General features: G+C 72.5%; 25 protein-coding genes. 14 read left to right on the top strand and 11 right to left on the bottom strand.

Translation table 11 applies throughout. From position 1 onward, the window contains the following. Genes LO931_RS02765 through LO931_RS02755 form a run of 3 tightly spaced genes read right to left on the bottom strand, consistent with a single transcriptional unit; the run spans window position 1 to window position 2,888 of the window. Window positions 1-555 carry a DUF1003 domain-containing protein gene (locus LO931_RS02765; RefSeq protein WP_229051694.1) on the bottom strand — a complete coding sequence of 185 codons (555 nt, stop codon included), beginning with the start codon at window positions 553-555 and terminating at the stop codon, window positions 1-3. Beyond that, window positions 548-1,801, bottom strand: coding sequence for a magnesium transporter MgtE N-terminal domain-containing protein (locus tag LO931_RS02760; protein ID WP_229051693.1), 1,254 nt, complete (start codon window positions 1,799-1,801; stop codon window positions 548-550). The genes LO931_RS02765 and LO931_RS02760 overlap by 8 nt, the downstream gene beginning before the upstream one ends. A gap of 28 nt (window positions 1,802-1,829) precedes the next feature. Continuing rightward, a complete protein-coding gene (locus tag LO931_RS02755; RefSeq protein WP_229051692.1) occupies window positions 1,830-2,888 on the bottom strand; it encodes an alpha/beta hydrolase in 1,059 nt (352 codons plus the stop codon). Between the two features lie 132 nt (window positions 2,889-3,020). On the opposite strand from LO931_RS02755, the gene LO931_RS02750 reads away from it, so the two are divergent. Continuing rightward, complete coding sequence (locus tag LO931_RS02750; protein ID WP_229051691.1) at window positions 3,021-4,415, top strand: wax ester/triacylglycerol synthase family O-acyltransferase; 1,395 nt, start codon at window positions 3,021-3,023, stop codon at window positions 4,413-4,415. Window positions 4,416-4,423: 8 nt separating this feature from the next. Here LO931_RS02750 and LO931_RS02745 read toward each other — a convergent pair whose 3' ends face one another. The 4 genes from LO931_RS02745 to LO931_RS02730 are packed head-to-tail and all read right to left on the bottom strand — an operon-like array spanning window position 4,424 to window position 7,420. Then, complete coding sequence (locus tag LO931_RS02745; protein WP_229051690.1) at window positions 4,424-5,179, bottom strand: ABC transporter ATP-binding protein; 756 nt, start codon at window positions 5,177-5,179, stop codon at window positions 4,424-4,426. Then, entirely contained in the window at window positions 5,163-6,041 is an 879-nt protein-coding gene (locus tag LO931_RS02740) for an ABC transporter permease (RefSeq protein WP_229051689.1), read from the bottom strand. Before LO931_RS02740 ends, LO931_RS02745 begins: the two co-directional genes overlap by 17 nt. A 24-nt stretch (window positions 6,042-6,065) precedes the next feature. Next, entirely contained in the window at window positions 6,066-6,749 is a 684-nt protein-coding gene (locus tag LO931_RS02735; RefSeq protein ID WP_229051688.1) for a TIGR03089 family protein, read from the bottom strand. After that, window positions 6,746-7,420 (bottom strand): 2-phospho-L-lactate transferase CofD family protein, encoded by a 675-nt coding sequence (locus tag LO931_RS02730; RefSeq protein WP_229051687.1) that lies wholly within the window; start codon window positions 7,418-7,420, stop codon window positions 6,746-6,748. Before LO931_RS02730 ends, LO931_RS02735 begins: the two co-directional genes overlap by 4 nt. A gap of 101 nt (window positions 7,421-7,521) precedes the next feature. Between LO931_RS02730 and LO931_RS02725 the strand changes: the two genes are divergently transcribed. The 3 genes from LO931_RS02725 (at window position 7,522) to LO931_RS02715 (ending at window position 12,053) form a co-directional block, all read left to right on the top strand. Beyond that, window positions 7,522-7,776, top strand: coding sequence for a WhiB family transcriptional regulator (locus LO931_RS02725; protein ID WP_229051686.1), 255 nt, complete (start codon window positions 7,522-7,524; stop codon window positions 7,774-7,776). 78 nt (window positions 7,777-7,854) lie between these two features. Continuing rightward, window positions 7,855-10,674 carry a glycosyltransferase gene (locus LO931_RS02720; RefSeq protein ID WP_229051685.1) on the top strand — a complete coding sequence of 940 codons (2,820 nt, stop codon included), beginning with the start codon at window positions 7,855-7,857 and terminating at the stop codon, window positions 10,672-10,674. After that, window positions 10,671-12,053 (top strand): DUF5719 family protein, encoded by a 1,383-nt coding sequence (locus LO931_RS02715; RefSeq protein ID WP_229051684.1) that lies wholly within the window; start codon window positions 10,671-10,673, stop codon window positions 12,051-12,053. Before LO931_RS02720 ends, LO931_RS02715 begins: the two co-directional genes overlap by 4 nt. Before the next feature lie 350 nt (window positions 12,054-12,403). On the opposite strand, the gene LO931_RS02710 is transcribed toward LO931_RS02715, so the two are convergent. Continuing rightward, entirely contained in the window at window positions 12,404-12,880 is a 477-nt protein-coding gene (locus LO931_RS02710; protein ID WP_229051683.1) for a metallopeptidase family protein, read from the bottom strand. A gap of 66 nt (window positions 12,881-12,946) precedes the next feature. Between LO931_RS02710 and LO931_RS02705 the strand changes: the two genes are divergently transcribed. The 4 genes from LO931_RS02705 (at window position 12,947) to LO931_RS02690 (ending at window position 16,898) form a co-directional block, all read left to right on the top strand. After that, window positions 12,947-13,279: a DUF3499 domain-containing protein gene (locus tag LO931_RS02705; protein WP_229051682.1), complete on the top strand. Its 333-nt coding sequence runs from the start codon at window positions 12,947-12,949 to the stop codon at window positions 13,277-13,279. Between the two features lie 71 nt (window positions 13,280-13,350). Beyond that, on the top strand, window positions 13,351-14,703 hold the full coding sequence (locus LO931_RS02700; RefSeq protein ID WP_229051681.1) for a phosphomannomutase/phosphoglucomutase: 1,353 nt from the start codon (window positions 13,351-13,353) through the stop codon (window positions 14,701-14,703). 2 nt (window positions 14,704-14,705) lie between these two features. Next, window positions 14,706-14,993 carry a hypothetical protein gene (locus LO931_RS02695; protein WP_229051680.1) on the top strand — a complete coding sequence of 96 codons (288 nt, stop codon included), beginning with the start codon at window positions 14,706-14,708 and terminating at the stop codon, window positions 14,991-14,993. Window positions 14,994-15,101: 108 nt separating this feature from the next. Continuing rightward, on the top strand, window positions 15,102-16,898 hold the full coding sequence (locus LO931_RS02690; protein ID WP_229051679.1) for a hypothetical protein: 1,797 nt from the start codon (window positions 15,102-15,104) through the stop codon (window positions 16,896-16,898). Window positions 16,899-16,971: 73 nt separating this feature from the next. Here the strand turns inward: LO931_RS02690 and LO931_RS02685 are convergent, their stop codons facing one another. Then, window positions 16,972-19,074 (bottom strand): S9 family peptidase, encoded by a 2,103-nt coding sequence (locus tag LO931_RS02685; RefSeq protein ID WP_229051678.1) that lies wholly within the window; start codon window positions 19,072-19,074, stop codon window positions 16,972-16,974. 73 nt (window positions 19,075-19,147) lie between these two features. Between LO931_RS02685 and mshB the strand changes: the two genes are divergently transcribed. Genes mshB through LO931_RS02665 form a run of 4 tightly spaced genes read left to right on the top strand, consistent with a single transcriptional unit; the run spans window position 19,148 to window position 23,041 of the window. Then, window positions 19,148-20,053, top strand: a complete 906-nt coding sequence (gene mshB, locus LO931_RS02680; protein WP_229051677.1) for an N-acetyl-1-D-myo-inositol-2-amino-2-deoxy-alpha-D-glucopyranoside deacetylase — start codon at window positions 19,148-19,150, stop codon at window positions 20,051-20,053. A 32-nt stretch (window positions 20,054-20,085) separates the two neighbouring features. Next, the gene (locus tag LO931_RS02675) at window positions 20,086-20,385 is read left to right on the top strand and encodes a hypothetical protein (protein WP_229051676.1); all 300 of its coding nucleotides are present in this window, start codon (window positions 20,086-20,088) and stop codon (window positions 20,383-20,385) included. Further along, complete coding sequence (locus LO931_RS02670; protein WP_229051675.1) at window positions 20,382-20,954, top strand: flavin reductase family protein; 573 nt, start codon at window positions 20,382-20,384, stop codon at window positions 20,952-20,954. Before LO931_RS02675 ends, LO931_RS02670 begins: the two co-directional genes overlap by 4 nt. Beyond that, window positions 20,951-23,041 (top strand): VanW family protein, encoded by a 2,091-nt coding sequence (locus LO931_RS02665; RefSeq protein ID WP_229051674.1) that lies wholly within the window; start codon window positions 20,951-20,953, stop codon window positions 23,039-23,041. Before LO931_RS02670 ends, LO931_RS02665 begins: the two co-directional genes overlap by 4 nt. Before the next feature lie 16 nt (window positions 23,042-23,057). On the opposite strand, the gene LO931_RS02660 is transcribed toward LO931_RS02665, so the two are convergent. Both LO931_RS02660 and LO931_RS02655 read right to left on the bottom strand, forming a co-directional pair. Then, window positions 23,058-23,918 carry an intradiol ring-cleavage dioxygenase gene (locus LO931_RS02660; RefSeq protein ID WP_229051673.1) on the bottom strand — a complete coding sequence of 287 codons (861 nt, stop codon included), beginning with the start codon at window positions 23,916-23,918 and terminating at the stop codon, window positions 23,058-23,060. A gap of 33 nt (window positions 23,919-23,951) precedes the next feature. Further along, a complete protein-coding gene (locus tag LO931_RS02655) occupies window positions 23,952-24,908 on the bottom strand; it encodes an N-acetyltransferase (protein WP_229051672.1) in 957 nt (318 codons plus the stop codon). Window positions 24,909-24,980: 72 nt separating this feature from the next. Between LO931_RS02655 and fdxA the strand changes: the two genes are divergently transcribed. Beyond that, complete coding sequence (fdxA, locus tag LO931_RS02650; RefSeq protein WP_229051671.1) at window positions 24,981-25,304, top strand: ferredoxin; 324 nt, start codon at window positions 24,981-24,983, stop codon at window positions 25,302-25,304. A gap of 2 nt (window positions 25,305-25,306) precedes the next feature. Continuing rightward, window positions 25,307-26,404: a succinyldiaminopimelate transaminase gene (gene dapC, locus LO931_RS02645; protein WP_229051670.1), complete on the top strand. Its 1,098-nt coding sequence runs from the start codon at window positions 25,307-25,309 to the stop codon at window positions 26,402-26,404. The last annotated feature ends 24 nt before the right edge of the window (window positions 26,405-26,428 follow it).

Raw genomic sequence — 26,428 nt, 5'->3', positions numbered from 1 at the left:
TCACGACGAGGAGGAGTCGCGCTTGTCCTTCTTGGGCTTCTCGCGCCGCTCGGAGTCGTCAGAGGGGTCGAGGGACTCGGCGAGGCTGCGCAGCTCGCTGCGCAGGAAGTCGCGCGTGGCGACCTCGCCCAGGCCCAGCCGCAGGCTGGCGACCTCGCGGGCCAGGAACTCCATGTCGGCGTGCGACTGCGCGTCGGCGTCGCGGTCCTGCTGCTGCTGCACGCGGTCGCGCGCCTCCTGCCGGTTCTGCGCGAGCAGGATCAGCGGGGCCGCGTACGACGCCTGGAGCGACAGGATCAGCGTGAGGAAGATGAACGGGTAGGGGTCCCACTGCGCGTCCTCGGGGCCGAGCACGTTCCACACGAGCCACACGATGATGAAGACCGTCATGCCGGCCAGGAACGTGGCCGTGCCCATGAACCGGGCGAACGACTCCGCGAACCGACCGAACCGCTCGGTGTCGAAGGACGTGCCCTTCTTCCACCCGCGGCGGCGGTCGCGCGGCTGGTCGAGCCGGCTCTGGCGGTCGCTGTCGCGACGGGACTGCTCAGCCATGACGCACCCCGTCCGTGGAGGACTCGCGCCAGCCCTCGGGCAGGAGGTGGTCGAGCACGTCGTCGATCGTGACCGCACCGACGAGGTGCTTCGACTCGTCGATCACGGGCAGGGCGACGAGGTTGTAGGCCGCCAGGAGGCTCGACACGTCGGCCAGCGACGACTCCGGGCGCGGCCACTCGATGTCGTCGTCGACGATCGCGCTCACCAGGGTCGACGGGGGGTGGCGCAGCATGGCCTGCAGGTGCGCGACGCCCAGGAAGCGGCCCGTGGGGGTCTCCACCGGCGGGCGGCAGACGTAGACCATCGAGGCGAGGGCCGGGATCAGGTCGGGCTCGCGCACGCGGGCGAGGGCCTCGGCGATCGTGGCGTCGGGGGCGAGCACGACGGGGTCGGTCGTCATCATCGAGCCGGCCGTGCCCTCCTCGTAGGTCAGCAGGCGACGCATGTCCTCGGCGTCCTCGGGCTCCATGCGCTGCAGGAGCTGCTCGGCTGTCGCCGGGGGCAGCGAGCCGAGCAGGTCGGCCGCGTCGTCGTCGTTCATCTCGCTGACGACGTCGGAGGCGCGCTCGGGGTCGAGCACGCCGAGGATCTCGACCTGGGCGCTGGCGGGCAGCTCCTCGAGCACGTCGGCGAGGCGCTCGTCGCCGAGCTCGGACGCGATCTCGAGACGACGCTTCGGGGTGACCTCGAGCAGCGCGTTGGCCAGGTCGACGGCCCGCATCTCGTCCATCGTCTTGAGCAGGTGCTGGGCACCCTGCACGGAGTCCTCGTCGGCCAGGCCGACCACGTCCGACCACTCCGGCGTGTGGGCCGTGCCGCGGCGGCCGAAGCGCTTGCCGGACTCCTGCACCGCGACGTGCGTGAGGTGCCAGTCCCGGCGGGCGTCCATCTCCATGGCGAGGTCGAAGACCGTGCCGGGCACGCCGTCGCGCAGCGAGACCTGGCGGTCGAAGAGCTCGTGCACCGCGAGGGTCTCGTGCTTGCGCTGCTCGAAGCGGCGCATGTTGACGACGCCCGTCGTGATGATCTGCCCGCCGTCGAGCGACGTGACACGCGTGATGGGCAGGAAGACCCGGCGTCGCCCGAGCACCTCGACGACGATGCCCAGCACCCGCGGTCGTCGTCCGGCCGAGCGCACCGTCACGACGACGTCACGCAGCTTGCCCACGCGGTCGCCGGCCGGGTCGAAGACCGGCTGACCGACGATGCGGGACAGGAAGATGCGTCCGGGGTTGCTGCTCACGTGAGCACCCTACCGGCGGTGTCCCGGGTCAGGCCGGTGCCGCGGAGCTCCGACGACCTCCCCGCAGGGAGCCGGTGGACGTCGCGGTCGCGGGCGCGTGGACCGTGCCCTCACGCGCCTCGAGCGAGCTGATGAACGAGCCGATCTCGCTGATCGCGGCCCGGCCCTCCGGCACCCACGAGGCCGCGGCCTGGAACACGTGGACCTGGCGGTCCCAGACCGTCAGGTCGCACGGCACGCCGGCCGCGACGAGGCGGTTGGCCATGAGCTCGGCGTCGGCCAGGAGGATCTCGCGGGAGCCGACGTGGATCAGGGTCGGCGGCATGTCGGCCAGCGGCATGTTGACGGGGCAGGTGCGACGACCGGAGACCCCACGACGGGTGTCGAGCCGGTCCGTGACGTCGGTGAGCTTCGAGACGGCCCGCAGCGAGAACGTCTGGCAGCGGTGGGCGTTGCGGTGGGCCGCCTTGCCCGCGGGGTCGAAGTCGAGCAGCGGCGAGAGGGCGACGACGCCCGCAGGCCGGCCGAGCCCCGCGTCCATCGCGGCGCGGGCCACGGCGAAGGCCAGGTAGCCACCGGCGGAGTCGCCGGCGATCGTGATCTCCTCGATGCGGTGGCCCTGGGCCAGCAGCCAGTGGAGCCCCTCGAGGCCGTCGGCGATCGACTCGGTGACGGGCTCGTACGGCATCTGGCGGTAGCCCACGTTGAGCGCCGGGACCCCGGAGGCCGAGGAGACGCGCGAGACGAGGCGTCGGTGCGTGTTCAGGCCGCAGGTCAGGAAGGCGCCACCGTGCAGGTACAGGATCGCCCCGCCCTGGCCGGGCAGGTCGTCGACGTCGGCGCCCATGACGTACTCGGCGCGGCAGTGCGGCAGGTCGACCGTGCGCCAGCGCGTGCCCTCGGGCGCGGGCAGGAGGCGGGCGGCGTGCTCGAGGAGGTTCGGCGGAAAGACGTCGAACGGCAGCCTCGACCAGGTGTCGAGCAGCGGTCGGACCGTGTGCTTGAGCCCGAAGGCCAGCACCTGGGACGGCAGGCTCGCACCAGAGCGGAACTGCGCGTCCGCGGCTACCGTGAGGTGGCTTCCCATCTCGACTCCCTCCTGTCACTGCCGTTCCCCAGCGGCTCTCGAGATTTCACGAGAACGTGACCTGTTGTGACTTGCTTCACATCCGCTCGTTAGCGTACGCGACGTCCGATCCACCTGCGCGAGGAACCCACCATGCCGTTCATGCCGCCGACCGACTCGATGTTCCTGCTCGCCGAGTCCCGCGAGCACCCGATGCACGTCGGCGGCCTGCAGCTCTTCGAGCCGCCGGCGGACGCAGGGCCGGAGTACGTGCGCGACCTGATCGAGCAGTTCCGCAGCAGCGACAACGTGAACCCGCTGTTCCGCAAGCGGCCGGCCGAGCCGGTCGGCGCGGTCGGCAACACCTGGTGGTCGCTCGACGAGACCGTCGACTTCGACTACCACGTGCGGCACTCGGCCCTGCCGGAGCCGCGGCGCATCCGTGAGCTGCTGCAGGCGACCTCGCACTGGCACAGCTCGCTGCTCGACCGGCACCGCCCGCTGTGGGAGTGCCACGTCGTCGAGGGGCTGCAGGACGGCCGGTTCGCCGTCTACAACAAGGTCCACCACTCGATGATCGACGGCGTCTCGGCGATCCGGCTCATGCAGCGTTCGCTCAGCACCGACGCGGAGGCCGACGACTGCCTGCCGCCGTGGCTGCAGCCGGAGCGCACCGGCGGACGACCCGACGGTTCCGGTGGGGGAGGGTTCGCGCCGCTGTCGATGGCGCGCTCGTTCGCGGGCGCCGCGATGGGCGTGGCGGGCGACCTCGCGGGGCTGCTGCCCGCGTCGGCCCGCATCGCGGCGGAGGCGATCGGGTCGAACGACCTGACCCTGCCGCGGGCGCCGAGGACGATGTTCAACGTGCCGATCGGCGGCGCCCGGCGCTTCGCCGCCCAGTCGTGGGAGATCGAGCGCATCCGCCGCGTCGCGAAGTCGTCGGCGACGACGCTCAACGACGTCGTCCTGGCGATGGTCTCGGGCGCGCTGCGCGAGTACCTCGTCGAGAACAACGCGCTGCCCGACGAGCCGATGACCGCGATGGTGCCGGTCTCGCTCGCCCTCCGTGCCGGCGAGGACGACGGCACGGGCGGCAACCAGGTCGGCGTGATCATCGTCAACCTGGCGACCGACCGTGAGAGCGGCTCGACCCGCCTCGAGGAGATCGCCTACTCGGCCCGCCAGGCCAAGCGGATCCTCGGCGACCTGACGCCGACCCAGATCCTCGCCTTCTCGGCGCTGCAGATGCTGCCGCTCGCCTTCACCCCGGTGCCCGGGTTCGTGAAGTACACGCACCCGCCCTTCAACGTGATCGTCTCGAACGTGCCCGGACCGACCGAGGAGATGTACTTCAACGGGGCGCGCCTCGACGGCATGTACCCCGTCTCGATCGCGCTGGACGGACAGGCCATCAACATCACGCTGACGAGCCGCGCCGGACACATCGACGTGGGGATCATCGGCTGCCGCCGCACCGTGCCGCACCTCCAGCGGCTCCTCCTGCACCTCGAGAGTGCCCTGTCCGAGCTCGAGGCCTCCTGGGGCTAGGTCCTCGGCTAGCGGGCTTCGTAGGCGGTGACGACCTCGTCGGTCGGGCCGTCCATGACGAGGCGGCCGCGCTCGATCCAGACCGTGCGGCTGCACGTGTCGCGCACCGACTTCATCGAGTGGCTCACGAGGAACACCGTGCCGGCGTCGTCACGGATCTCGCGGATGCGGCCCTCGCTCTTGGCGCGGAAGCCCTTGTCGCCGACGGCGAGCGCCTCGTCGACGATCAGGATGTCGTGGTTGCGGGCCGTCGCGATCGCGAACTTCAGCCGCGCCGTCATGCCGGAGGAGTAGGTCCGCATCGGCAGGTCGATGAACTCCTCGAGGCCGGCGAAGGCCACGATGTCGTCGTGGCGGGCCTCGATCTCCTCGCGGGTGAAGCCGAGCGCGAGCCCGCCGAGGATGATGTTGCGCGATCCCGACAGCTCCTTGACCAGCGCGGCGCCGACGCCCAGGAGGCTCGGGCGCCCGGCCGCCTGGACCGTGCCGCGGGTCGCGGGCGTCAGGCCGACGATCGCGCGCATCAGCGTCGACTTGCCCGACCCGTTGGCCCCGATGACACCGACGCTGTCGCCCTCGTAGGCGGTGAAGCTCACGCCGCGGAGCGCGTGCACCGTGCGGGTCGTGCGTCCGCGGTGGAGCAGACCGCCCCGGGCCTCGCCGGCCTTGGCGCGCTTGCCGGTCGCGAGCACGCGGTACTCCACGTGCAGGTCGTCGACCACGACGACGGGGCGGCGCCCCTGCGGGTCAGTCGGTCCGGCCATAGCGTTCCTCCGCGGCCCAGAAGAAGACGATCCCGACCACCAGCACCCCGATCGACCACACGCTCGCGTACAGCCAGAACTCCGGAGGTGCCTCGAAGACGGGGTCGTCCAGCAGCACGCCCCGCGCGAGGGTCAGGAACTCGTGCAGCGGGACGAAGGACGCGATGCGCAGCACGAGCGGGTCGTCGGCGAAGCGCTGCTCGATGCTGAAGAAGATCCCGGTCGTGTAGAACGTGATCCGCGTGATGAAGGGCAGCAGGTTGTTGAGGTCGCGCACGTGGACCGTGAGCCGTGCGGCGATCAGCGCGAGACCGGTGTTGAACGCGAAGAACAGCACCGTCAGCGGCACGAGCAGGAGCCACTCCGGGCCGATCGGGTGGCCGAAGGCCGCGACCACCACGACCATGATCGCGAGCATCGGCACGAACTGCAGGAGCCGTTGGAGCACGACCGCGATCGGCAGCGCCATCCGCGGGAACGCGAGGCTCTGCACCAGAGCGGTGTTGGTGGTGATCGACTTGGCGCCGCTCGTGAACGAGGTCGCGAAGAACTCGAACAGGAACACGCCGATGACGAGGAACTCGACGAAGTGGGGCGGCCGGCCGCTGGCCATCAGGACGCCGAAGATGGTCCCGTAGAGGCCGGCGTTGAGCAGCGGCTTGAGCACGACCCACGCCATGCCGAGGCGGTTCTGGTGGTTCTCGGCCTCGATGCGGAACCGCGCGAGCGCATAGATGAACGAGCGGCGCTGCCAGACCTGCCGGAGGTAGGTCCCGAGCGGCGGTCGCCCCCCGACGAGCGTCAGCGGGACCAGCCCCGGCCGGGCCGCGGGCGCGATCGCGTCAGGCTCGGTGGTCACCACGTCACCGGACGCTAGGGGTTCAGGTCAAACGGTCGGCGACCAGATGGTGGCCTGTTCCTGAACGGCGATCCGTTCGTGGTCGGCCTCGTCGCCGCCGCGACACAGCACCAACGAGCCGCGGCCGAGGCACGCGGCCACGAGGAGGACGGCGTCGCGGGTCACGTCACCCTCGCCGATCAGGAGTCGGCGGTCGTCCGGGGCGGTGCCCAGGAGGTCCGCGTGGGTGGCAGCGAGGCCGGGCAGGTCGACCGCAGGACTCTGGGGATCGGGGCGGTCCAGACCCAGGAAGATGTCGGGATGTCCCGGGATCTCCGCGCCGATGTCGAGGAAGCCCTCCGGCGGGGTCGGGAACCTCACGCCGAACGGCAGCAGGGCCGACGCGACGCGAGTGGGCTCGTCCGCGTCGAGGTCGGGGCCCGTCACGGCGATGCCGGCGTCGCGGTCGGTGACGACCGCCCCGACCTGCCAGGCCGAGAGCAGCCACACGATCCGGAGCCAGTGCGACGGCAGGCCGATGCGCAGGCGCGCGCCGGTCTCGGCGTCGAGCTCGTCGAGCAGGAAGTTCGCCGTCTTCGCGACCCAGTTCGCGGTGGTGACGCCGCTCAGCTCGACCCGCTCGCCGGTGCCCGCGTCGTAGTACGTCACGAGCGGAGCAGCCGGACGGTCGACCCGCGCGGCGAGGTCGAAGAGGGTGCTGGTCGGCCTCATCGAGGCGTCGTCACGGCGCGCAGGACCTCGGCGACGCCCGCCTCGGACACGTCGACGAAGCGGGCCTCCGGCACGCGCGCGGCGATGGCCTCGATCGCGTGCCGCAGCACGGCGTCCGCCCCGACGACCGCGACCGTGGTCTGCTCGGAGGCCTTCACGGCCTCGACGACCTGCTCGGTCACCGACCAGGTCAGGGCCACGACGGCCGGCTCCAGCGGCGTGCCCACGGGCAGCGCTGCCCGGTACTCGTCGTGGTGGACGGCGCGCGATCCCGACTCCTCGTCGGTCACGACGTAGCGCATCTCGCCGCGGTCGTCGCTCAGTGGGAGCAGGGTGAACGGCAGCTTCCGGCGCTCGGCGAGCGCGGCGACGGCGGTGGTCATCGTGAAGTCGGCGTGGAGCAGCTCCGTGCGCATGATGCGCAGGGCGATCTCGTCGTCGTGCGCCCGCTGCCACGCGGCACCGAAGGCCAGCTCCTCCAGGGCCCGAGCGACGCCGTAGGTCGGCTCGTGGGCGGGATCGGAGAGGAAGGCGTCGATGTCGGGGGACCGCTTGAGGCCGTCGGCCCACGAGTCACGGGTGGTCGGGGCGACCACCGTGAGCTCGCACCGACCGGCGAGCTCCCGGGCCAGACCGGTACCGGCCGCACCGGACAGCAGGACGAGTTGCATGCGGTCCATCGTGCCGTAATCACAGGGCGACACGCCGTCCAGGGGCACCATCTTGGACTTTCGGCTTGACGTGTGGCAGATGAGGGACTGTAATCACATGCATGTCATTCGATCTGGGCCTTCCGGTGGGCGACACCGAAGAACTCCTGTGGCAGGAGCGCGCCTTGTGCGCCCAGACCGATCCGGAGGCCTTCTTTCCCGAGAAGGGCGGATCGACGCGTGAGGCCAAGCGGGTCTGCCTGACCTGCGACGTCCGCAGCGACTGCCTGGACTATGCGCTCCAGCACGACGAGCGGTTCGGCATCTGGGGCGGTCTGTCCGAGCGCGAGAGGCGCAAGCTCAAGAAGCGCGCCTGAGACCCCCGTCACGGAGCCCGCTCTGCGGCCCGTGACGTCCCGGACCGCTCATCCACGTGCCCGGTAGTGTCGACGCTCGTGGACGACGAGCAGACAACCCCGACGTGGCGGAGCAGTCCACCCACCGTCGCCGCGGTCCTCGTCTCGCACGACGGGGCCACCTGGCTCCCGAAGGTCCTGTCGTCCCTCGCCGGCCTGACGCACGCGCCGACGGCCTGGCACGCGGTCGACGTCAGCTCGACCGACGGCTCGGCCGAGCTGCTCCGCCGGTCGTTCGGCGCCGAGCGCATCACCTACGCGCCCTCCGGCACCGGATTCGGTCAGGCGGTCAGGCTCGGTCTGTCCGAGCTGCCGCGCACCGACTGGATCTGGCTGCTCCACGACGACGTCACGGTGACCCCGGGCACTCTGGCCGGCCTGCTCGACGAGGCCACCCGATCCTCCGACGTCGGCATCGTGGGCCCGAAGATCCGCGAGTGGCCGTCGCTGCGTCGCCTGCTCGAGGTCGGCCTGACGCTCTCGGGCACCGCCTCGCGCGAGACCGGGCTGGAGACGGGTGAGCCCGACGCGGGCCAGCACGACTGGGCCGAGGACGTCCTGGCCGTCAACACCGCGGGCATGCTCGTCCGCCGTGACGTGTGGGACGAGCTGGGCGGGCTCGACCCGGAGATGCCGCTGTTCGCCGACGACCTCGACCTCGGCTGGCGGGCCAACCGCGCTGGGCACCGGGTCCGCACGGCACCGGCGGCCGTCGTCTTCCACGCGGAGGCGAGCCGGCGCCGGGTGCGCGAGCGCAGCGCGGGCGACCCGCCCCACTTCGAGCGCCGTCGGGCCGAGATGTTCACGGTGCTCGCCAACGTGTCGACGCGCCGGTTCGCGTGGCAGTACGTGCGCCTGTTCTTCGGCACCCTGCTGCGCTTCGTCGGTCAGCTCGTGGAGCGCTACCCGGAGGGGGCGGCCGACGAGCTGCTCGCCCTCCGCTCGATCTATCTGCACCCGGGACGGCTGAAGCGCGCCCGCCGCTGGCGCCAGTCCACGGCTCGCGTCCCGCACGAGGACATCGCCCACCTGTTCCCGCCGTGGTGGCTGCCGTACCAGCACACCTGGGACACCCTCGTCGAGACCGTGCGCGCGATGGTGCGGCCCGAGACGGTCGAGACCGTCGGCCGCCGCACGTACTACGACGACACCGAGGACGGCGAGGAGATCGAGCTCGACGCCGGTCCGTCGATCTGGCGTCGCCGTCCGTGGCTCACCGCCACGGTCCTGTTCACGATCCTGGCGCTGGTCGCCGGTCGTCAGCTCCTGCCGGGCCTGTCGGGCGGGGCACTGCTGCCGGCGCCCGAGACCGCGGGCGGTTGGTGGGAGCTCGTGCTCCGGGGTGCCGACGACATCGGCCTGCCGACGCTCGCGACCGCTCCGCCCTACGTGCTGCTGCTGGCGCTCGCCGCGATCCCGGTCTGGTTCGCGCCCGAGCTGCTCGTCTGGGCCCTCCTCGTCCTCGGTCCGGTGCTCGCGGGACTCACGGCCCACCGCCTCGCCCGTCTGGTCAGCAGCCATCGCTCGGCCCGCATCACCTTCGCGATCTCCTACGGGCTCGTCGTCGCCGCCGGCGGTGCGATCGACCAGGGCCGCCTGGGCACGGTCGTGGGCCTCGTCGTCGCCCCCGTGATCGTGAACGTCGCGCTGCAGCTCGTCGCCGTGCCGCACTGGCAGACGGGTCTGCGGCTCGGCATCTGGACCGCGATCGGCGCGGCCTTCGCCCCGCTGGTGCTGCCGATGACGCTCCTCGGCCTCGCCGTGGTGCTGGGTGCTCGCCGCGGTCATGCGGAGCTCCGCGCGCTGGCGACCCAGGTCGCCCTGTCCGTCGGGGTCATGGTGGTCCTGCTCGGACCGTGGCTGGTGCAGCGCGCGCTCAACCCCTGGCGCGTCTTCTGGGACGCGGGCCTCGCGGTCTCGGCGGACCCGTCGCTCCCGTCGTCCGTCCTCGGTGGCTGGTCGGGCCCCGGGTCGGCGCCGGGGTGGATCGGCATCACCGCCGTGCTCGTCGGTGCGCTCTCGCTCCTGCCCGCCCTCACCCGCTCGGAGGTGCGGTGGGCCTGGATCGTGGGACTCGTCGGCCTGGCGACCGCGGTGCTCGGCTACACCGTCACGTACGGCACCCCGAGCGGCGCGTCCGGCATCGTCCCGACGCTCGCGCTCCCGGCCGGCGTCTTCCTCGGCTCGATGCTGGGGGCTGCGCTCCTGGCGTCCGAGGAGCTGGAGTTCCTGCCGCGTCGCCTCACCGCGGGGCTCGTCGTGCTCGCCCTGGTGTTCCCGGCGCTGGCCGGCCTGCACTGGTTGGTCCGCGGCTCGCACGATCCCCTCCACGACGGCTCCGTCGGCGTCGTCCCCGCCTACCTGGTCGATCGTGACGGCTCGACGCTCGTCGTGCGGGGCGACCTGGAGTCCGGCGCCACCTACGTCGTCGTGCGCGGCGCGGGGGAGCACCTGGGCGAGGAGGCGATGTCGCGCTCGTCCGACGCGGCCGACGAGGTCCGCACCGCGGTCGACCGACTCCTGAGCTCGCCGTCCGCCGGCGACGTCCAGACGCTGCTCGACGCCGGCATCACGGCCGTCTACCTGCCGGACGCCGACGAGCAGCTGGCGTCACGCGTCGACTCGGCGCCCTCGATGCAGCCGGCCGGCAGCGAGAGCCCCACGTCGCGCGTCTGGACGATCGAGGGCGAGGCCGACGTCACGGTGCGCGACAGCCCTTGGTGGCGGGTCGCCCTGGGTCTGGTGCAAGCCGTGAGCTGGCTCCTGGCCCTCGTGCTCACGGCGCCGGTGCGCCGCCGGCCCGAGCCGGAGCCCTTCGCCGACGAGGTCGAGGAGGACGAGGCGGTGGTCCTGCCATGAGCCGTCGGCGTTCGGTCAAGCCCCGCATGGGGCTGGAGACCCTCAAGGTCCTCACGCTGCCCCTCGTGGGCGTGGTCGTGGTGGCCCTCGGCATCGTGGTCGGGCCCGCCACACCCGCCCCCACCGGTCCGCGCCAGGTCGACATCGCCGCGTCGGTCGCCGCGTGCCCGATCGGCGGAGGCCTCACGGCGTCCGCAGGTCAGGTGGACGCGGGCACCTCCAGCGAGGTCTCGACGACCACCGGCGAGGACACCGCCCGGACCGACCTGGACCCCGACGTCTGGACCCCGGCCGCGGCCACGGGTGACAGCGCCACGGTCCGCCAGGACGGCACGGGTGGTGGCGTCGCCTACGCCGCCGGACGGCTTGCCTCCGGCAACGGGCTGGTCGTCAGCGCGTGTCCCCGCGTCACCGACGAGACCTGGTACCTCGGCGCCGGCACGACCGCACGCCACGCGTCGTCGCTCGTGCTGACCAACGTCGCCGACGTGGTCGGCAGCGTCGACGTCGAGCTCTGGGGGCCCGCCGGACCGATCGACGCGGTCGGCGAGACCGGCATCGTCGTGGAGCCGGGGGAGACCCGCACCGTCAGCATCAGCGACCTTGCGGTCGGCGCCGACGAGGTCGCACTGCGCGTGGTCCGCACCCGTGGCGCGGTGACGTCGGCGCTGGTCGACACCTCCACCTCGGTCCTGGCCGGCTCGGAGGTCCTGCCCTCGACCGGGGAGCCCGCCACCGAGACCGTCCTGCCGGGCGTCGCGGCGTCCGGCACCCGCACGCTCCTGCTCGCCAATCCCGGCAGCACGGCCGCCACGGCGTCGGTGCGCCAGGCCGGCGCGGAGTCCGACTTCGTGCCCGAGGGTCTCGACGCCGTGGCCGTGCCCGCGGGCTCGGTCGTCTCCGTCCCGCTGCCCGCGGCGTCCGGCGTCGACGCCACGGCCTTCCGCATCTCGTCGGACCGACCGGTGCTGTCGACCGTCCGGGTCACGGCGTCGGCGCAGGACTTCGCCTACGCGACGTCCAGCCCCGCCTGGACCGGACCCGTCGTCGTGCCGGTCGACACGGGCGCGGGTCCGCTGCGTCCCGTCCTGCAGCTGCTGGCCGACGACGCGACCGCGCAGGTCACGGTCGAGGCGTTCGACGCCTCGATGACCTCGGTCGGGTCGACGACGGTCGAGGTCGGCTCGACCGTGCTCGGCCAGGTCGACCTCGCCGACCCGGCGGCCTTCGGCTCGCCCGAGATCGCCTACGTCGTGCTCAGTGCGGACGAACCCGTGCACGGCACCGCCGTCTACCGGGTCGAGAACCTGCTCTCGCTGCTCGGCCTCGAGGAAGCGCCCGTCGACGCCCTCGGCCCCGACGTCCGCCCGGGGTTCTAGGCCCAGCGCGGTTCAGGGGCGGTTGATCGGCCCAGCGCGCCCCACGGACAAGCGGCATGGACCGCGAGGGGTGTCCCCGCCCAGATGTGTCGACTTTGGTCCCATTTTGGGCGCCAGAATGGGACCAAAGTCGCCATATCTCGACGGCCGCACGATGTGGTCAGTTCTGTCACGAATGTGGCCCCAAATCGTGACCGGAGTGACCACATCGTGCAGGCGCGGGGGTGAGGCGACCGCCGGGGGCCGCTCGCGGTCCATGCCGCTTGTCCGTCGGCGACGGGAGCGGTCACGTACCGGGAGGTTTCGAGGCTCGCGCCGCAGGCGGCACTCGCACCTCAACCACCGGCGCGTTACCTCGGGTCGAGGGACTCCGGGGGGACGTGCCAGACCTGGGCGAGGCCGTCGAGCACCGCGTCCCAGACGGCGTCCTCGAGGTCGGCGCGCGTCTCGCAGCCGCTGGCGAGCGGCAGGCGGTAGAGGACGAGGCGGGCGGGGGTGAGGTGCTGCGCGACGACGCTCGTGGGCACGCGTTCGTCCCACTCGGGCGGCAGCAGCGGCGCCTCCTCCACGACGACGTCGACGTCGTCGGTCTCGCGGACGAAGTGGGGCTCGAGTGCGGCCAGCACGTCGGCGACGAGACGGTCGAAGGCGTCACGCGGGGCGCGGTGCAGCGGCACGCTCGTGGGCGACAGGGGGCCGGGGAGCGCCAACGGTCCTCGCGCGCCGCGGCCGCGGCGGTCGCGCAGGCGGCCCGGTCGAGGTCCGGTGACGACGGGGTCGAGCCCCGGACCGACGAAGCGGCGCTCGTCACGCGATGGGGTGCCCACGAGCCGATCGTAGCCGCGGCGCGAGTCTCGCCGGGTCTGACGGACCGCCGGGGTAGTCTCGCCCGGGTGAGTGTCCGACGCTGTACCCGAGCCGGCTGCCCGTCCGCGGCTGTCGCCACGCTCACGTACGTCTACGCCGACCAGACGGCCGTGATCGGCCCGCTCGCCACGGCCGCCGAGCCCCACACGTACGACCTGTGCGTCGACCACGCGGCCCGGCTCTCCGTGCCGCAGGGCTGGAACGTCATCCGCCTCGCGATCGACGCCGGTGCCTCCGAGCCGTCCCGCGACGACCTCCTGGCGCTCGCCGACGCCGTCCGTGAAGCGGGCCGCGACGTCCGCACGCAGCCGCAGCAGCCGGGTCCGCCCGGGCTCAGCAGCGTCCCTCCGCGCGACTGAGGTCCGTCCGGCGCGCCCACCTCGGGCGACGACTAGGCTCGTGTCGACCCGCCGGCCGACCCAGGAGATCCATGCACCCCCGTTTCGCTGCCGTGACCAAGGCGTACGACGTCCGCGGCACCACCCCCGACCAGCTGGACGCCTCCCTCGCGCTGGCCTTCGGCCGCGCCTACGCCGACGAGGTGGGGGTCAGCGAGGGTGGCGGCACCGTCGTGGTCGGTCACGACATGCGGGACACCTCGCCCGAGCTGGCCGGCGCGATCGCCGACGGCATCCGCGCGCAGGGCGGTGACGTGGTGCTCATCGGGCTGGCCTCCACCGACATGCTCTACGCCGCCTCGGGCGTGCTGGACCTCCCCGGCGTGATGGTCACGGCCAGCCACAACCCGGCGGGCTACAACGGCTTCAAGGTGTGCCGGGCCGGCGCCCGGCCGATCGGTCTCGACACCGGGCTGGCGACGATCGCCGAGGCCGCGGGTGACCTGCTCGAGCAGCCGGTCGGCGCCCTGCTCGGCACGCTGACCGAGCGCGACTTCCTCCAGGAGTACGCCGAGCTCGTCGTCTCGCTGGCCCCCGTCTCCGGCCGTCGGCTGAAGGTCGTCGCCGACGCCGGCAACGGCATGGCCGGCCACACGGCCAGCGCCGTCCTCGACAAGATCGACGTCGAGCTGGTGCCGCTGTACTTCGAGCTCGACGGCACCTTCCCGAACCACGAGGCCAACCCGCTCGACTCCTCGACGCTGGTCGACCTGCAGGCGGCCGTGCGTGAGCACGGCGCCGACCTGGGCCTCGCGTTCGACGGCGACGCCGACCGCTGCTTCGTGGTCGACGAGCGCGGCGAGCTCGTGGCGCCGTCCGCCATCACGGCACTCATCGGCACCCGCTACCTCGCCGAGCAGCCCGGGGCGACGATCCTGCACAACGTCATCACCTCCCGCGCGGTGCCGGAGATCGTCACCGAGAACGGCGGCACGGCCGTGCGCACGCCCGTGGGCCACTCGCTCATCAAGGCAGAGATGGCGCGCACCGACGCGGTCTTCGGGGGCGAGCACTCGGGCCACTTCTACTTCCGCGACTTCTACCTGGCCGACTCCGGCATGCTCGCGGCGCTGCACGTCATGGGCGCGCTCGCCGAGACCAACGGCACGGTGTCGCAGCTCATGGAGAGCTTCACGCGCTACGCGGCGTCCGGTGAGATCAACAGCACCGTCACCGACGCCACCGAGGTCATCGACCGCCTCGTCGAGGCGTACGGCGATCTCGACCAGGACCGGCTCGACGGTCTGACGGTCACGGCCGACACCTGGTGGTTCAACGTCCGCGCCTCCAACACCGAGCCCCTCCTGCGGCTCAACGTCGAGGGCGACGACGAGGCCACGATGGCGAAGGTCCGCGACGAGGTGCTCGGCCACATCCGGGGGTAGTCATGTCCGAACGCAGCCCTGAGATCTACTTCGACGAGGCCGACGACGCGGCCGAGCTCGTCAAGGCGCTCACCGCGGAGGGATACGCCGCTGACCTGCGGCGGGAGCCCTTCGCGGGCGAGGACGACGCCGAGGACCACGCGTGGGCCCTGACCGTCTCGCCCTTCGACGAGCGGGTCGTGGAGATGGTCGACGTCTACGGCGGGTGGATGCCCGGCGACGAGCGGCTCCCGGCCGAGGGCACCGGTCCGGCGCTGCCGGACGGGCCGAAGCGACGGGGGCGCGAGTGAGGCGACGGGGGCTCCCGATGTTCCCGTCGCACCGCGGGGGAGTGGTCCCCATGCCGTTGGGTGGACTCCGGACTGCCCTCATGGCCCGTTCGGGCTAGTCTGCTGGCCATGACTTCCCAGCCCTACCCGCCGCAGCAGCCGCAGCCGCAGTACCAGCAGCCGCAGTACCAGCAGGCTCCCGGTGCGCCGGCCCAGGTCACCAACCCGTTCTCCGGCATCCCGCTCGTCGACGTCCTGCGTGACGTCGCCGCGCTCGTGCTCCTGGTCACCTCGTTGTTCTACGACTGGAACTTCGACGGTGGCGTCAACAGTGGCGCCGAGCTCTGGTTCGTCGACGTGGCGATGGCGATCTCGCTCGTCTCGCTCGCCGCGACCTACCTGTGGAAGCTCGGCGTGTTCGGCCAGGCCTGGAACCCGCGCACCAACGGACTGATCCGGCTGTTCGCGACCGTGCCGTACTTCATCGTCGTGCTCGTCGTCGTGATCCTCGACCTCGCGGACGACCGCGCGGTCGGCGTCGGTGTGGCAATCGGCCTGTTCGCTGCGATCCTCGTGGCCCAGCCGCGCAAGCACGAGCTGCCGCCCGCCTCGCTCGCCCCGAGCGACAAGATCTGGGTCTACGTGACGGGTGGCCTCGTCGCCCTCTCGGCGCTCCTCGCGCTGGTCACGTCGCTGCTCTTCATCGACGACCTGAACGACCTGGGCGCCGAGGCGCCGGAGATCATCGTGTTCGTCCTCGCCGCCATCGTCTACACGGTCCTCCTGGCCTACGGCGCCGTCCAGGCGCTGCTGTCGAAGCCGGCCGGCATCGCCCTGGTCGCGGGCTTCGGTCTCCTGGTCCTGGTGCTCGGCATCCTGCACATCGACGGCCAGAACGCCTCGCAGCTCACCGGCTTCCTCACGCTGCTGGCCGGCGTCGAGAGCTTCAACGGACCCGGTTTCGGTGCGTTCCTGCTCGTGGGTGCCGCCGCAGCGGCCCTGTCGCCGGGCGCCTCGCGGGCGACCGGCGGCGCCACGCACCCGGTCTCGCTCGCGGGTGCCGCGAAGTCGGCCTTCCTTTTGCTCGCGCTGGCCTCGCTGCTGCACGTGCTCGGTGCGATCTTCATCGGCATCATCAGCGACGACTTCGGCGCGGCCGTGATCGTCACGCTGATCCTCTCGGTCCTCTCCGCCGCCGTGGCCGTCTTCGGCTTCGTCACGACGTCGTCAACCGGGGGCAAGCTGCTCCCGCTCGTCGCCGCTGGCGTGTGGGCGCTGCTCGTCACGATCCTCGCGATCATCGTCGCGATCATCGACGAGGGCGCTGCCGGCTTCCTGACGCTGAGCTTCGGCACGGCGGGCCCGGGAGCCGACACGTGGCTGGGCGCGATCCTCGCGGCCCTGCTCATCGCGTTCGCCCTCACCGGTGCGGCCTCGATCGGCGGGTTCTTCAAGAAGGCCTTCGCCAACGCGCAGGCTGCGGGTCCGGCCGCGGGTGCTCCGCTGCCCGGTGCTCCGGCTCCGACGGCCCCGATCGTCAGCGCCCCGGCTCCGGCCCCCGCGCCGGCGTACCAGGCGCCTGCTCCGGCCCCCGCGCCGGCGGCCGAGGCTCCCGCGCCGGCTGCGGAGGCCCCGGCTGCTCCGGCCGCCCCTGCTGCACCTGCTGGCTCGGCCGCCGAGCCCACGCCGACGCAGCAGATCCCGATCGCGGACGCCCCGACCGAGCAGGTCTCGGTCGACCCGATCGTGCAGCGCGCCTCGGACCCGACGATCTCGCAGGCCGAGCTCGCCGACCTGGTGCAGAACCACCCGCAGGCCCGCGCGGCCGCCGCCGCGAACCCGCAGGCCTACCCGGGCATGCTCGAGTGGCTCGGCCAGCTCGGCGACCCGGAGGTCGACGCCGCGCTCGCGCAGCGCCGGGGCTGATCACCGGCACCCCGCACGACAGGACCCCCGCACCGACACCGGTGCGGGGGTCCTGCACGTCACCGCCCGGGGGTCAGGTGAGGTGGTCGCGGAGGAACTGCACCTGGAGCAGCTTGAGGTTCTCGGCGACGACCTCCTGCGGCGTCATGTGCGTGACACCGCTCAGCGGCAGCACGGTGTGCGGACGCCCGGCGGCCAGCAGGGCCGACGACAGCTGCAGCGTGTGGGCCGCGACGACGTTGTCGTCGGAGAGGCCGTGGATCAGCATCAGCGGCCGCTCGAGCCCCGCCGCCAGCGGCAGCAGCGAGTTGCGGTCGTAGACCTCCGGCAGCTCGTCCGGATGCCCCAGGTAGCGCTCGGTGTAGCACGTGTCGTAGAGCCGCCACTCGGTCACGGGCGCGCCGGCCACGGCCGCGTGGAACACGTCGGGGCGGCGCAGCACGGCGAGCGCCGCGAGGTACCCGCCGTACGACCAGCCCGTGATGCCCACCCGTGCGGTGTCGACGTCGTCGGGGAAGGCCGCCGCGACGGCCTGCAGGGCCTCGACCTGGTCGTCGAGCGTCACGCCGGCGAAGTCGTGGTGGATCGCGCGGTCCCACGCGGTGCCGCGTCCCGGCGTGCCGCGACCGTCGGCCACGATCACGCAGAACCCCTGGTCGGCGAGCCACTGCGCCTCCGCGAAGGCCCGCGCCGAGGCCCACACGCGCTGGGCGCCCGGGCCGCCGTACGGGTCGAGCAGCACGGGGAGCGGCGTGCCGGGCGTGTGGTCGGTCGGGAACAGCACAGCGGTGCGGATCTCGTGCGCGCCGGCGCTGAGCAGGTGCACCGACGGGGAGAGCGGCAGCGGCGACGCCACGTTGCCGAGGGAGGAGGGCTCCCCATCGGCCTCGCTACCCGGAGCGGCGCGGTGGACCGCGTGATGGACGAGCGTGTCGTCGAGGCTGACCCGCGAGACCACCGTCGTGTCACCGTCGATCACGGCACCGTGCACGGCTCGGCCCTGCGTGATCGGGTCGAAGGATCCGTCGATCCCGCAGCGCACGACCTGCACCTCCGTGGGCTCGTGCGAGGCCGTGACCACGACGGCGTCGGCGAACGTGGCGACGATCCCGCGCACCTGCCACCCGTCGGGGCTGACGGCGGTGCCGTCGATCACGACCCGGCGCTGCCCCGCGACGTCCTCGATCGTGACCAGCGCACCGTCGGGCGTCCAGCGGGGCGCTGCGCCGAGCTCGATCCAGGCCGGGTCGGTGGTCTCGCGCAGCACCTCGGTGGCGCCGGTGGCGACGTCGACCGCGAGCACGTGCGAGCGCTTCTGGTCGCGCGAGACCACCTGCAGGAGGGGAGCGCCGTCCTCGCTCCACGAGACGCGCGCGAGGTACTCGAAGGACTCGCGGTCCCACGTGACCTCGGTGCGCTGTCCGTCGAGCGTCACGTGCCAGAGGGTGACCTCGGCGTTGGTCGTGCCGGCAGCGGGGTAGCGGTGCGCGACGGCGGGCCGCTCGGGGTGCTCCGGCGAGGCGACGTGCCAGACCGGCACGGCTGCGTCGTCGTAGCGCTCGACCAGCAGCGACCGGCCGTCGGGCGCCCACCAGAAGCCGCGCATGCGCTCCATCTCCTCGGCCGCGATGAACTCGGCCTGGCCCCACACCTCGTGCTCGCCCTCCGGCGAGGCGATCGTGCTGTGGGCGGAGTCGGTCAGCTCGACCACGTGCAGCGCCCCGGCCGCGGCGTACGCCACCCGGCGGCCGGTCGGATCGAGGCGGGGGTCGATCACGGCGCCCTCCGACGGCAGCTCGCGCGTGGCCTTCGTGCCCAGGTGCGTGGCCCAGAGCCGACCCGACAGCGCGAACGTCGCCCAGCGGCCGGTCTCGTCGACGTCGTAGCCGACGATGCCGGCGGCGCCCTCACGGCTGCGCTCGCGCCGCGAGCGCTCCTCGGCCGACAGCTCCTCGTCGCCGCTGCCCAGCAGGGCCAGGGGATCGACCAGCAGCGACTCGACACCCGTCGCGACGTCGTGCTCCCACAGCTGGCCGGTGCGCGTCACCCCGTCGGGGGTGCGGATGAAGCGGACGGTGGCCCCGTCGGGCGACACCGTGACGGAGCGGGGGACGCCGAGCGTGAACCGCAGCGTGCGCGCCGCGAGACGCGGATAGGAGACAACGTCGTCAGTCATGACGTCATCCCATCACGTCACGGCCGGTCGAGCGCAGCGCGTCGGCCCGCCGGCCGCGGACTAGCCTGGGCCCATGACCCTTCCCGCCCGTCGGCTGCTGCTGGTCCACGCCCATCCCGACGACGAGTCGATCGGCAACGGCGTCACGATGGCGCGCTACGTCGCGGAGGGCGCCCACGTCACGCTCGTCACCTGCACGCTGGGCGACCTGGGCGAGATCCTGGTGCCCGAGCTCGAGCACCTCGCGGCCGACCGCGACGACGCCCTGGGCGCCCACCGGGCGGGCGAGCTCGCGGAGGCGATGGCCGAGCTCGGCGTGACCGACCACCGCATCCTGGGCGGGCCCGGCCGGTTCCGCGACTCCGGCATGAAGTGGGACGAGCAGGGACACGCCACGGCGGCCGACGAGATCGATCCCCGCTCGTTCTGGAACGCCGACCTCCTCGAGGCGTCCGACCTGCTGGTCGAGATCATCCGTGAGGTCCGCCCGCAGGTCGTGCTCGCGTACGACACCTTCGGCGGCTACGGCCACCCCGACCACGTCCAGGCCCATCGCGTCGCGCACTACGCCGTCGACCTCGCGGCCGCCCGCAGCCACCGTCCCGACCTGGGCGAGGCGTGGGACGTCGCGAAGGTCTACTGGGGCGCGATGTCGGCCAACCGCATGCGCGAGGGCATCAAGCTCATGCGGGAGTCGGGCGCCGAGGGCTTCGACGGCTTCGACCCCGACAACCTGCCGCCGTTCATGGTCGAGGACGACCAGCTCGACGCCGTGATCGAGTCGCCCGAGCACACCGACGCCAAGCTCGCCGCGATGCGGGCCCACCGCTCGCAGATCACCCCGGACGGCATGTTCTTCGCGATGGGCGTCGACCTCGCCAAGCTCGCCTGGGGCACCGAGCACTACCGGCTCGTCAAGGGCACGCGTGGCCCGGTTGGGGAGTCGGGGCTCGAGGAGGACCTGTTCGCCGGGCTCTGACCCGCGGGGTCTGGGTCCTCGCGGGTCTGTACGTGGGGGTGCTGGGTGCCGTGGTGCACCGGCACGACGCCGACCTCGTGGGCGTGGACGTGCCCTGGGGCCTGCTGGTCGCGCTCGCGCCCCTGGTGCCCCTCGTCCTGGTGGCCGACCGCACGGTCTCGCTCGGTGGGGCAGCGATCATGATCGGCTGGGGTGCCGTGCTGGTGCTCCAGAGCTCGGCGTCGCCGGGGCAGTACCTGATCGGCGACGACCCCGTCGGCTGGACGTACACCCTGCTGGGGCTGGCCCTGCTCGTGGTCACGGTGATCGGGAACTCTAGGCTGAGGCGGTGAACCTCGACCACGCTCGCGACGGCTTGACACCCGTCGACGACGCAGCGTTCCGGGGTGCGCTCGGCCACTTCGCCAGTGGTGTCACGGTCGTCAGCACCGTCGAGCAGGCCCCGTCCGGGGCGATCGACCACGCGATGACCGCGAGTGCCTTCACCTCGGTCTCGCTCGTCCCGCCGCAGGTGCTGGTGTGCGCCCATCGGGTCAGCCGGTTCCACGAGGCCGTGCTGGAGTCGGGCACCTGGGGCGTCTCGATCCTGGCGGAGACCGCCCAGGACGCCGCCTCCTGGTTCGCCTGGCGCGGACGGCCGCTCGAGCGGCAGCTCGAGGGCTTCGCGCACCACCGGGGTCGCACGGGCGTCATGCTGCTCGACGACGCCCTCGGCTGGCTGGAGTGCCGCACCGTTGCCGTGCACGACGGTGGCGACCACGTCATCCTGGTGGGTGAAGTGGTGGCCGCGCGCGTGCGGGAGGACCCCGCCGCTCCGTTGTTGTATTACCGGTCGCACTACGGCACCATCGTGCGGTCACCGGAGTCCGAGATGACCTATCGCCAAGGGGAGACGACATGAGCAGCGACGAACGGACGGGAGATCCGTCCCAGTCGCCCGAGCCGACCGACGGCGTCGCGACGCCGGACGAGGTCGATCACGAGCTCACCGAGCGGGTCGAGGGCCCCGACGCCGACGACCAGGATCCCGGCGTGCTTGCCGCCGCCCTGGCCGGGACGAGCAGCACCGAGCCGCCGGCCGACGACGCGCCTGTCGAGGAGCCCGCGGTCGAGGAGCCTCCGGCCGAGAAGCCGCTCGTCGATCCCGAGGCGACGGTCCTCACGACCGCCGCAGAGCACGACCCCCACAGCGACCTGCCGCCCGTCGACCGCCCTCAGGACGCCGACGGCACGGCCGTCGTGCCGCCCGTGCTCCCGCCCGTCGACGAGCCGGAGGCGGACGGCGAGGAGCCGAAGAAGCGTCGCCGCTGGCCGTGGTTCGTCGCGGCCGCCGTCATCGTCCTGGGCGGCCTGTACGTCGGCGGCTACTACTTCACCGGCTCGCGCCTCGCGGCCGACACCACGATCGCCGGCGTCGACGTCGGCGGGATGAGCCCGGCCAAGGCCGAGGCGACGCTGACCGACGAGCTCGGGCCCCGCGAGGGCCAGAACCTCACGTTCGTGCTCGACGAGAGCGAGTTCACCTTCACGGCCACCGACATGGGCCTCGCGCTCGATGCCAAGGGCTCGGTCGAGGAGGCTGGTGGCAAGCGCAGCTGGAATCCGCTCGACATGGTCGAGACGCTGTTCGGCGGCGAGGACCACCCGGCCGAGCTCACGGTCGACACCGAGCTCTTCGACACCGCTCGCGCCACGATCGCCCAGACCATCGACATCCCGGTCACCGAGTCGCTCATCACCTTCCCCGAGGGCCAGCCGGTCGCGACCCAGCCGGCCGACGGACGTCAGGTGACCTCCGACGACCTCCTGGAGTCGCTGCGCGAGGTCTACCTGCTGAGCGACGACCCTGTCGAGATCCCGACGCAGGTCGTCGAGCCCGGCGTCGACGCCGAGGGGCTCGAGGTCGCGATGCAGGAGATCGCCGTCCCGGCCGTGAGCGCGCCGGTGCTCCTCAACGTCGGACAGCAGCAGATCGAGCTGCCCGTCACGGCGTACACGCCGGCCCTGCAGATCCGCACCGAGGGCGACGAGATGAAGCCCTTCATCGACCCGGTCGCGCTGGCAGGTCCGCTCACGGACTCCACGACGGGCATCGGCGAGAAGGCGGTCGACGCCACGATCGACATCGTCAACGGCGCTCCCGTCATCACGCCGGGCAAGCCCGGCATCGGTCTGCAGCCGGACGTCATGGCGACCGAGCTGCTGCCGGTGCTCACCGCCGCCGGCCCCGAGCGTGCGCTCACGCTGGAGGCGCAGCCGGTCGAGCCGGAGTTCACGACCGCCGACGCCGAGGCGCTCAAGATCGTCGAGAAGGTCAGCGAGTTCGAGACCAACTACCCGAACACGCAGTACCGCAACATCAACCAGGGGCGCGCCGCGGAGCTCATCGACGGCACCATCCTGGAGCCGGGCGAGCAGTTCAGCTTCGACAAGGTCGTCGGTCAGCGCACCGCGGCCAACGGCTTCGTGCAGGGCGGCGTGATCGAGGGCGGCCGGTTCGTCGAGTCCTTCGGCGGCGGCGTCTCCCAGGTCGCCACCACGACCTACAACGCGGCCTTCTTCGCGGGTCTCGACGACGACGAGCACAAGCCGCACTCGCTCTACCTGACCCGGTACCCGCTGGGCCGTGAGGCCACGGTCAACTGGGGCACGACCGATCTGAAGTTCACGAACTCCACGCCCTACGGGATCCTCATCAAGGCCTGGGTCGTGCCGAGCAACTCGAGCCGGCAGGGCACGATGCACGTCGAGATGTGGAGCACCAAGTACTGGGACATCGAGGCGGGCGTCTCGGCCAAGCGGAACTTCCGCAGCGGCACGACGGTGTACGACACGTCGCCCGAGTGCACCCCGCAGGCGGCGATCCAGGGCTTCGACGTCGACGTGACCCGCACGTTCAAGCAGAACGGTCAGGTCGTCAAGACCGAGGTCGACACCGCGGTGTACCGCGCCGGCGACGCCGTCGTCTGCGGCCCGCCGCCCGCCTAGCGGGTCCCGCCCGCACTCACACGGGGACGCGGAGGGTGGCGGTGTAGCCGTCGGCGACGGACCCGGTCACGGTGGCGAGCTGCAGCGAGTAGCCGTCGCTGAAGACGTTGTCGGAGTCGAGGCTGACCTGCTGCAGGTTCCGCACGCTGTCCTCGTAGCCGTCGGTCGCGTACACCGTGCTGCAGACGTCCTCGGGCAGGGCGAGCTGTGAGGTGCGCATCCGGTTGCTGGCCGAGGTCGCGTCGGCGAGGGTCGGGTAGACCTCGAAGTGGATGTGCGGCCAGCGCCCCGAGTAGCAGGCCGGGAAGATCGACGTGAACGTGACCGTGCCGTCGGCGTCGCACTCCTGCACACCACGCAGGTAGTTCTCCTCCACGACCTCGTCGTCATACATCGAGTAGCGGCCCTCGCGGTCGCAGTGCCACGCGTAGACGGCGGCCCCGGCGAGCGCCGATCCCGGGTCGTCGGCGCTGCTGACGTCGATGACCGTGAGGCTGAACGTGAGCGGCACGCCTTGGGCGACGCCGCTCGCCTCGCCGAAGCTGGAGCGGATGTCGCTGCGCTCGATCCCGCTCTCGGTCAGCACGTTGACGCCGTTCGTGCCGTCGGCGGGGTACGGGCCACCGGTCTCCTCGGGGATCTCGCCGTCGCCGACCTCGACGCCGCTCGATCCGCCCGGGGCGCCGCCGCCGGGCCCGCCCTGTTGCGTCGATCCGGTGGACGAGCCCGAGCTCGTGCCGTCGGCGCCGCAGGCGGCCAGGGCCGCAGCGAGGCCGGCGGCACTGAGAATGCCCAGCGCGCGCCGCCGCGTGAAGATCGTCGGCAGGTCGTGCGACAGGCCCAGGTCATGGGCCTCGGTCTCGGTGTGATCGCTCATGCGGCCGACGGTAGGCAGCGGGCCTGGACTCCGTCAGGGCGTCGGCTGTGCCGCTCCTGTGAGCGTGAGGTACCGGTACTCGTGGTGGTCGACGAACCCGAACGCGCGGTACAGACGCTCGGCCGGGTCGTTGCCGGTCACGACCTGCAGGTAGGCCTTGTCGGCACCGTGCTCGACGGCCCAGCCCAGGCAGGTCGTCACCAGGCGCCGGGCCAGGCCGGGGCGACGCTTCTCCTCGGGCACCCACAGGGCGCTCAGCCCGGCCCACTCTCCCGTCACGACGACGCGGGCGATCGCCCCGCCGAGCCTGACGTGGGCCGCGGTCGGCGCGCCACCCATCACCTGTCGCGCGAGGTCGACGGACTCGCCGGGGGAGACGTACGCCGCCAGCCAGGCGTCGTCAGGGTCGCCCGCGACCTCGGCCTCCGCGTCGAGCGGCCACCGACGGTCGAGCTGGGCGACGAGCACCGTCGTGTCGCCGCCGTCGACCGGGGTCCAGCCGCGCTCGACGAGAGCGGCCTCCCAGGGGCCGCCGGCCTCGAGGTTGACCAGCGGGCGCAGGTCCCGGGCCGCGTAGTACGCCAGCACCTGGTCGAGCGCGCCGTCGATGCCGATCCCCGGGTCGCCGAACGCGGCCGTCGAGCACGCGCGCTTCGTGAACCCGCCCGACGCCCGCATCTCCCACTCGCCGAGCTCGGCCCTCTCGATGGCCGGCCAGCCCCGGGCCATGGTGCGGCTGAGCTGGTCGACGGGGGTGGCGGTGGCGCGCCGGGCGCGGACGGGACGGTCGGGCACGAGCCGCCAGATCAGCACCGTGGCCGGGTCGACGACCCCGACGGACCCGTCCCGGCGCTCCAGGCGGAGCTCCGGCGCGGTCGCCAGCACGCGGCCGACGACGTCGCTCGCCCCGCCGTCCGAGGTGCGGTGGCGTACGCTGACGCGGCGTCCCACGACCTCCGCTCCGGGGGGTCGGACGGGGCTGGTGTCCATGAGGCGAACCTAACGTGTGGCCCCACCCGCTTTGCCGCGATACTGGTGAGCGGATCTTCGAAGGAGTGAGCAGTGACGTATGTGATCGCCCAGCCGTGCGTGGACGTCAAGGACCGCGCGTGCGTCGACGAGTGCCCCGTCGACTGCATCTACGAGGGCAAGCGCATGCTCTACATCCACCCCGACGAGTGCGTCGACTGTGGTGCGTGTGAGCCCGTCTGCCCGCCGGAGGCCATCTTCTACGAGGACGACACGCCGGAGGAGTGGGCGTCGTACTACGACGCCAACGTGCACTTCTTCGACGAGCTCGGCTCGCCCGGCGGTGCGGCGAAGCTCGGGGTCATCGACCTCGACCACCCGCTCATCGCCGAGCTGCCCCCGCAGAACCAGGACTGACCGTGTCCCGCGTCTCGGCGCGCTTCCCGGAGTTCCCCTGGGACACGCTGGCCGGTGCCAAGGCCCGCGCTGCCGAGCACCCGGGCGGCATCGTCGACCTGTCGATCGGCACGCCGGTCGACCCGGTGCCCGACGTCGCGCGTGAGGCGCTGCTCGCGGCCGTCGACGCCCACGGGTACCCGACCGTGGCCGGTCCGGACCAGGTGCGCGACACGATCGCGCGGTGGGTGACCCGGGCGACGGGCGCGCCGCAGCTGACGCGCGACCAGGTGCTCATGTCGATCGGCTCGAAGGAGCTCATCGCCAACCTGCCGACGCAGCTCGGGCTCGGCGCCGGCGACCTGGTGGTGTACCCGGAGCTGGCCTACCCCACCTACGAGGTCGGTGCCCGCTACGCCGGCTGCGAGGTGCTGGCGGCCGACTCGACCGTCGCGATCGGCCCGCGCACGCCGAAGCTGCTGTACCTGAACTCGCCGGGCAACCCCAGCGGCCGGATCCTGGGCGTCGACCACCTCCGCAAGGTCGTCGCCTGGGCTCGCGAGCGCGGCGTGCTGGTGGTCTCCGACGAGTGCTACCTCGACTTCGCGTGGGACGCCCCCGCGGTCTCGGTGCTGCACCCCGACGTCAGCGGCGGCGACCTCACGGGCCTGATCGCCCTGCACTCGACCTCGAAGCGCTCGAACCTGGCCGGCTACCGGGCGGCATTCCTCTCCGGTGACCCTGCCGTCGTGGGCGAGCTGCTGGCAGTGCGCAAGCACCTCGGGTTCATGGTGCCGACGCCGGTGCAGCAGGCCCTCGCGGCCACGCTGGCCGACGACGCGCACGTCGCCGAGCAGCGCGAGCGCTACGCCCGCCGTCGGCTGCTGCTGCGCGCGGCGCTGGAGGGTGCGGGCTTCACGATCGACCACTCCGAGGGCGCGCTGTACCTGTGGGCCACGCGCGGCGAGCCGTGCCGCGACACGATCGCGTGGCTCGCCGAGCACGGCATCCTCGCCGCGCCGGGGGAGTTCTACGGCCCCGCCGGCGCCCAGCACGTGCGCGTGGCCTTCACGGCCACCGACGAGCGCATCGACGCTGCGGCGCAGCGCCTGACTGCCTGACCCTCAGGGCCCGGAGACGAGACC

It is taken from the genome of Aeromicrobium sp. Leaf350, assembly GCF_916858655.1.
Classification (GTDB): Bacteria; Actinomycetota; Actinomycetes; order Propionibacteriales; family Nocardioidaceae; genus Aeromicrobium.
The sequence above is the reverse complement of the archived record's forward strand: the minus strand, read 5'-3'. Positions and strand labels throughout refer to the sequence as shown.

What these genes read in the sequence shown, in the direction of transcription:
- LO931_RS02765 (WP_229051694.1), bottom strand. Translation starts at nt 555, where the DNA reads ATGGCTGAGCAGTCCCGTCGCGACAGCGACCGCCAGAGCCGGCTCGAC.
- LO931_RS02755 (WP_229051692.1), bottom strand. Translation starts at nt 2,888, where the DNA reads ATGGGAAGCCACCTCACGGTAGCCGCGGACGCGCAGTTCCGCTCTGGT.
- LO931_RS02750 (WP_229051691.1), top strand. Translation starts at nt 3,021, where the DNA reads ATGCCGTTCATGCCGCCGACCGACTCGATGTTCCTGCTCGCCGAGTCC.
- LO931_RS02745 (WP_229051690.1), bottom strand. Translation starts at nt 5,179, where the DNA reads ATGGCCGGACCGACTGACCCGCAGGGGCGCCGCCCCGTCGTCGTGGTC.
- LO931_RS02735 (WP_229051688.1), bottom strand. Translation starts at nt 6,749, where the DNA reads ATGAGGCCGACCAGCACCCTCTTCGACCTCGCCGCGCGGGTCGACCGT.
- LO931_RS02730 (WP_229051687.1), bottom strand. Translation starts at nt 7,420, where the DNA reads ATGCAACTCGTCCTGCTGTCCGGTGCGGCCGGTACCGGTCTGGCCCGG.
- LO931_RS02725 (WP_229051686.1), top strand. Translation starts at nt 7,522, where the DNA reads ATGTCATTCGATCTGGGCCTTCCGGTGGGCGACACCGAAGAACTCCTG.
- LO931_RS02715 (WP_229051684.1), top strand. Translation starts at nt 10,671, where the DNA reads ATGAGCCGTCGGCGTTCGGTCAAGCCCCGCATGGGGCTGGAGACCCTC.
- LO931_RS02700 (WP_229051681.1), top strand. Translation starts at nt 13,351, where the DNA reads ATGCACCCCCGTTTCGCTGCCGTGACCAAGGCGTACGACGTCCGCGGC.
- LO931_RS02695 (WP_229051680.1), top strand. Translation starts at nt 14,706, where the DNA reads ATGTCCGAACGCAGCCCTGAGATCTACTTCGACGAGGCCGACGACGCG.
- LO931_RS02690 (WP_229051679.1), top strand. Translation starts at nt 15,102, where the DNA reads ATGACTTCCCAGCCCTACCCGCCGCAGCAGCCGCAGCCGCAGTACCAG.
- LO931_RS02685 (WP_229051678.1), bottom strand. Translation starts at nt 19,074, where the DNA reads ATGACTGACGACGTTGTCTCCTATCCGCGTCTCGCGGCGCGCACGCTG.
- mshB (WP_229051677.1), top strand. Translation starts at nt 19,148, where the DNA reads ATGACCCTTCCCGCCCGTCGGCTGCTGCTGGTCCACGCCCATCCCGAC.
- LO931_RS02665 (WP_229051674.1), top strand. Translation starts at nt 20,951, where the DNA reads ATGAGCAGCGACGAACGGACGGGAGATCCGTCCCAGTCGCCCGAGCCG.
- LO931_RS02660 (WP_229051673.1), bottom strand. Translation starts at nt 23,918, where the DNA reads ATGAGCGATCACACCGAGACCGAGGCCCATGACCTGGGCCTGTCGCAC.
- LO931_RS02655 (WP_229051672.1), bottom strand. Translation starts at nt 24,908, where the DNA reads ATGGACACCAGCCCCGTCCGACCCCCCGGAGCGGAGGTCGTGGGACGC.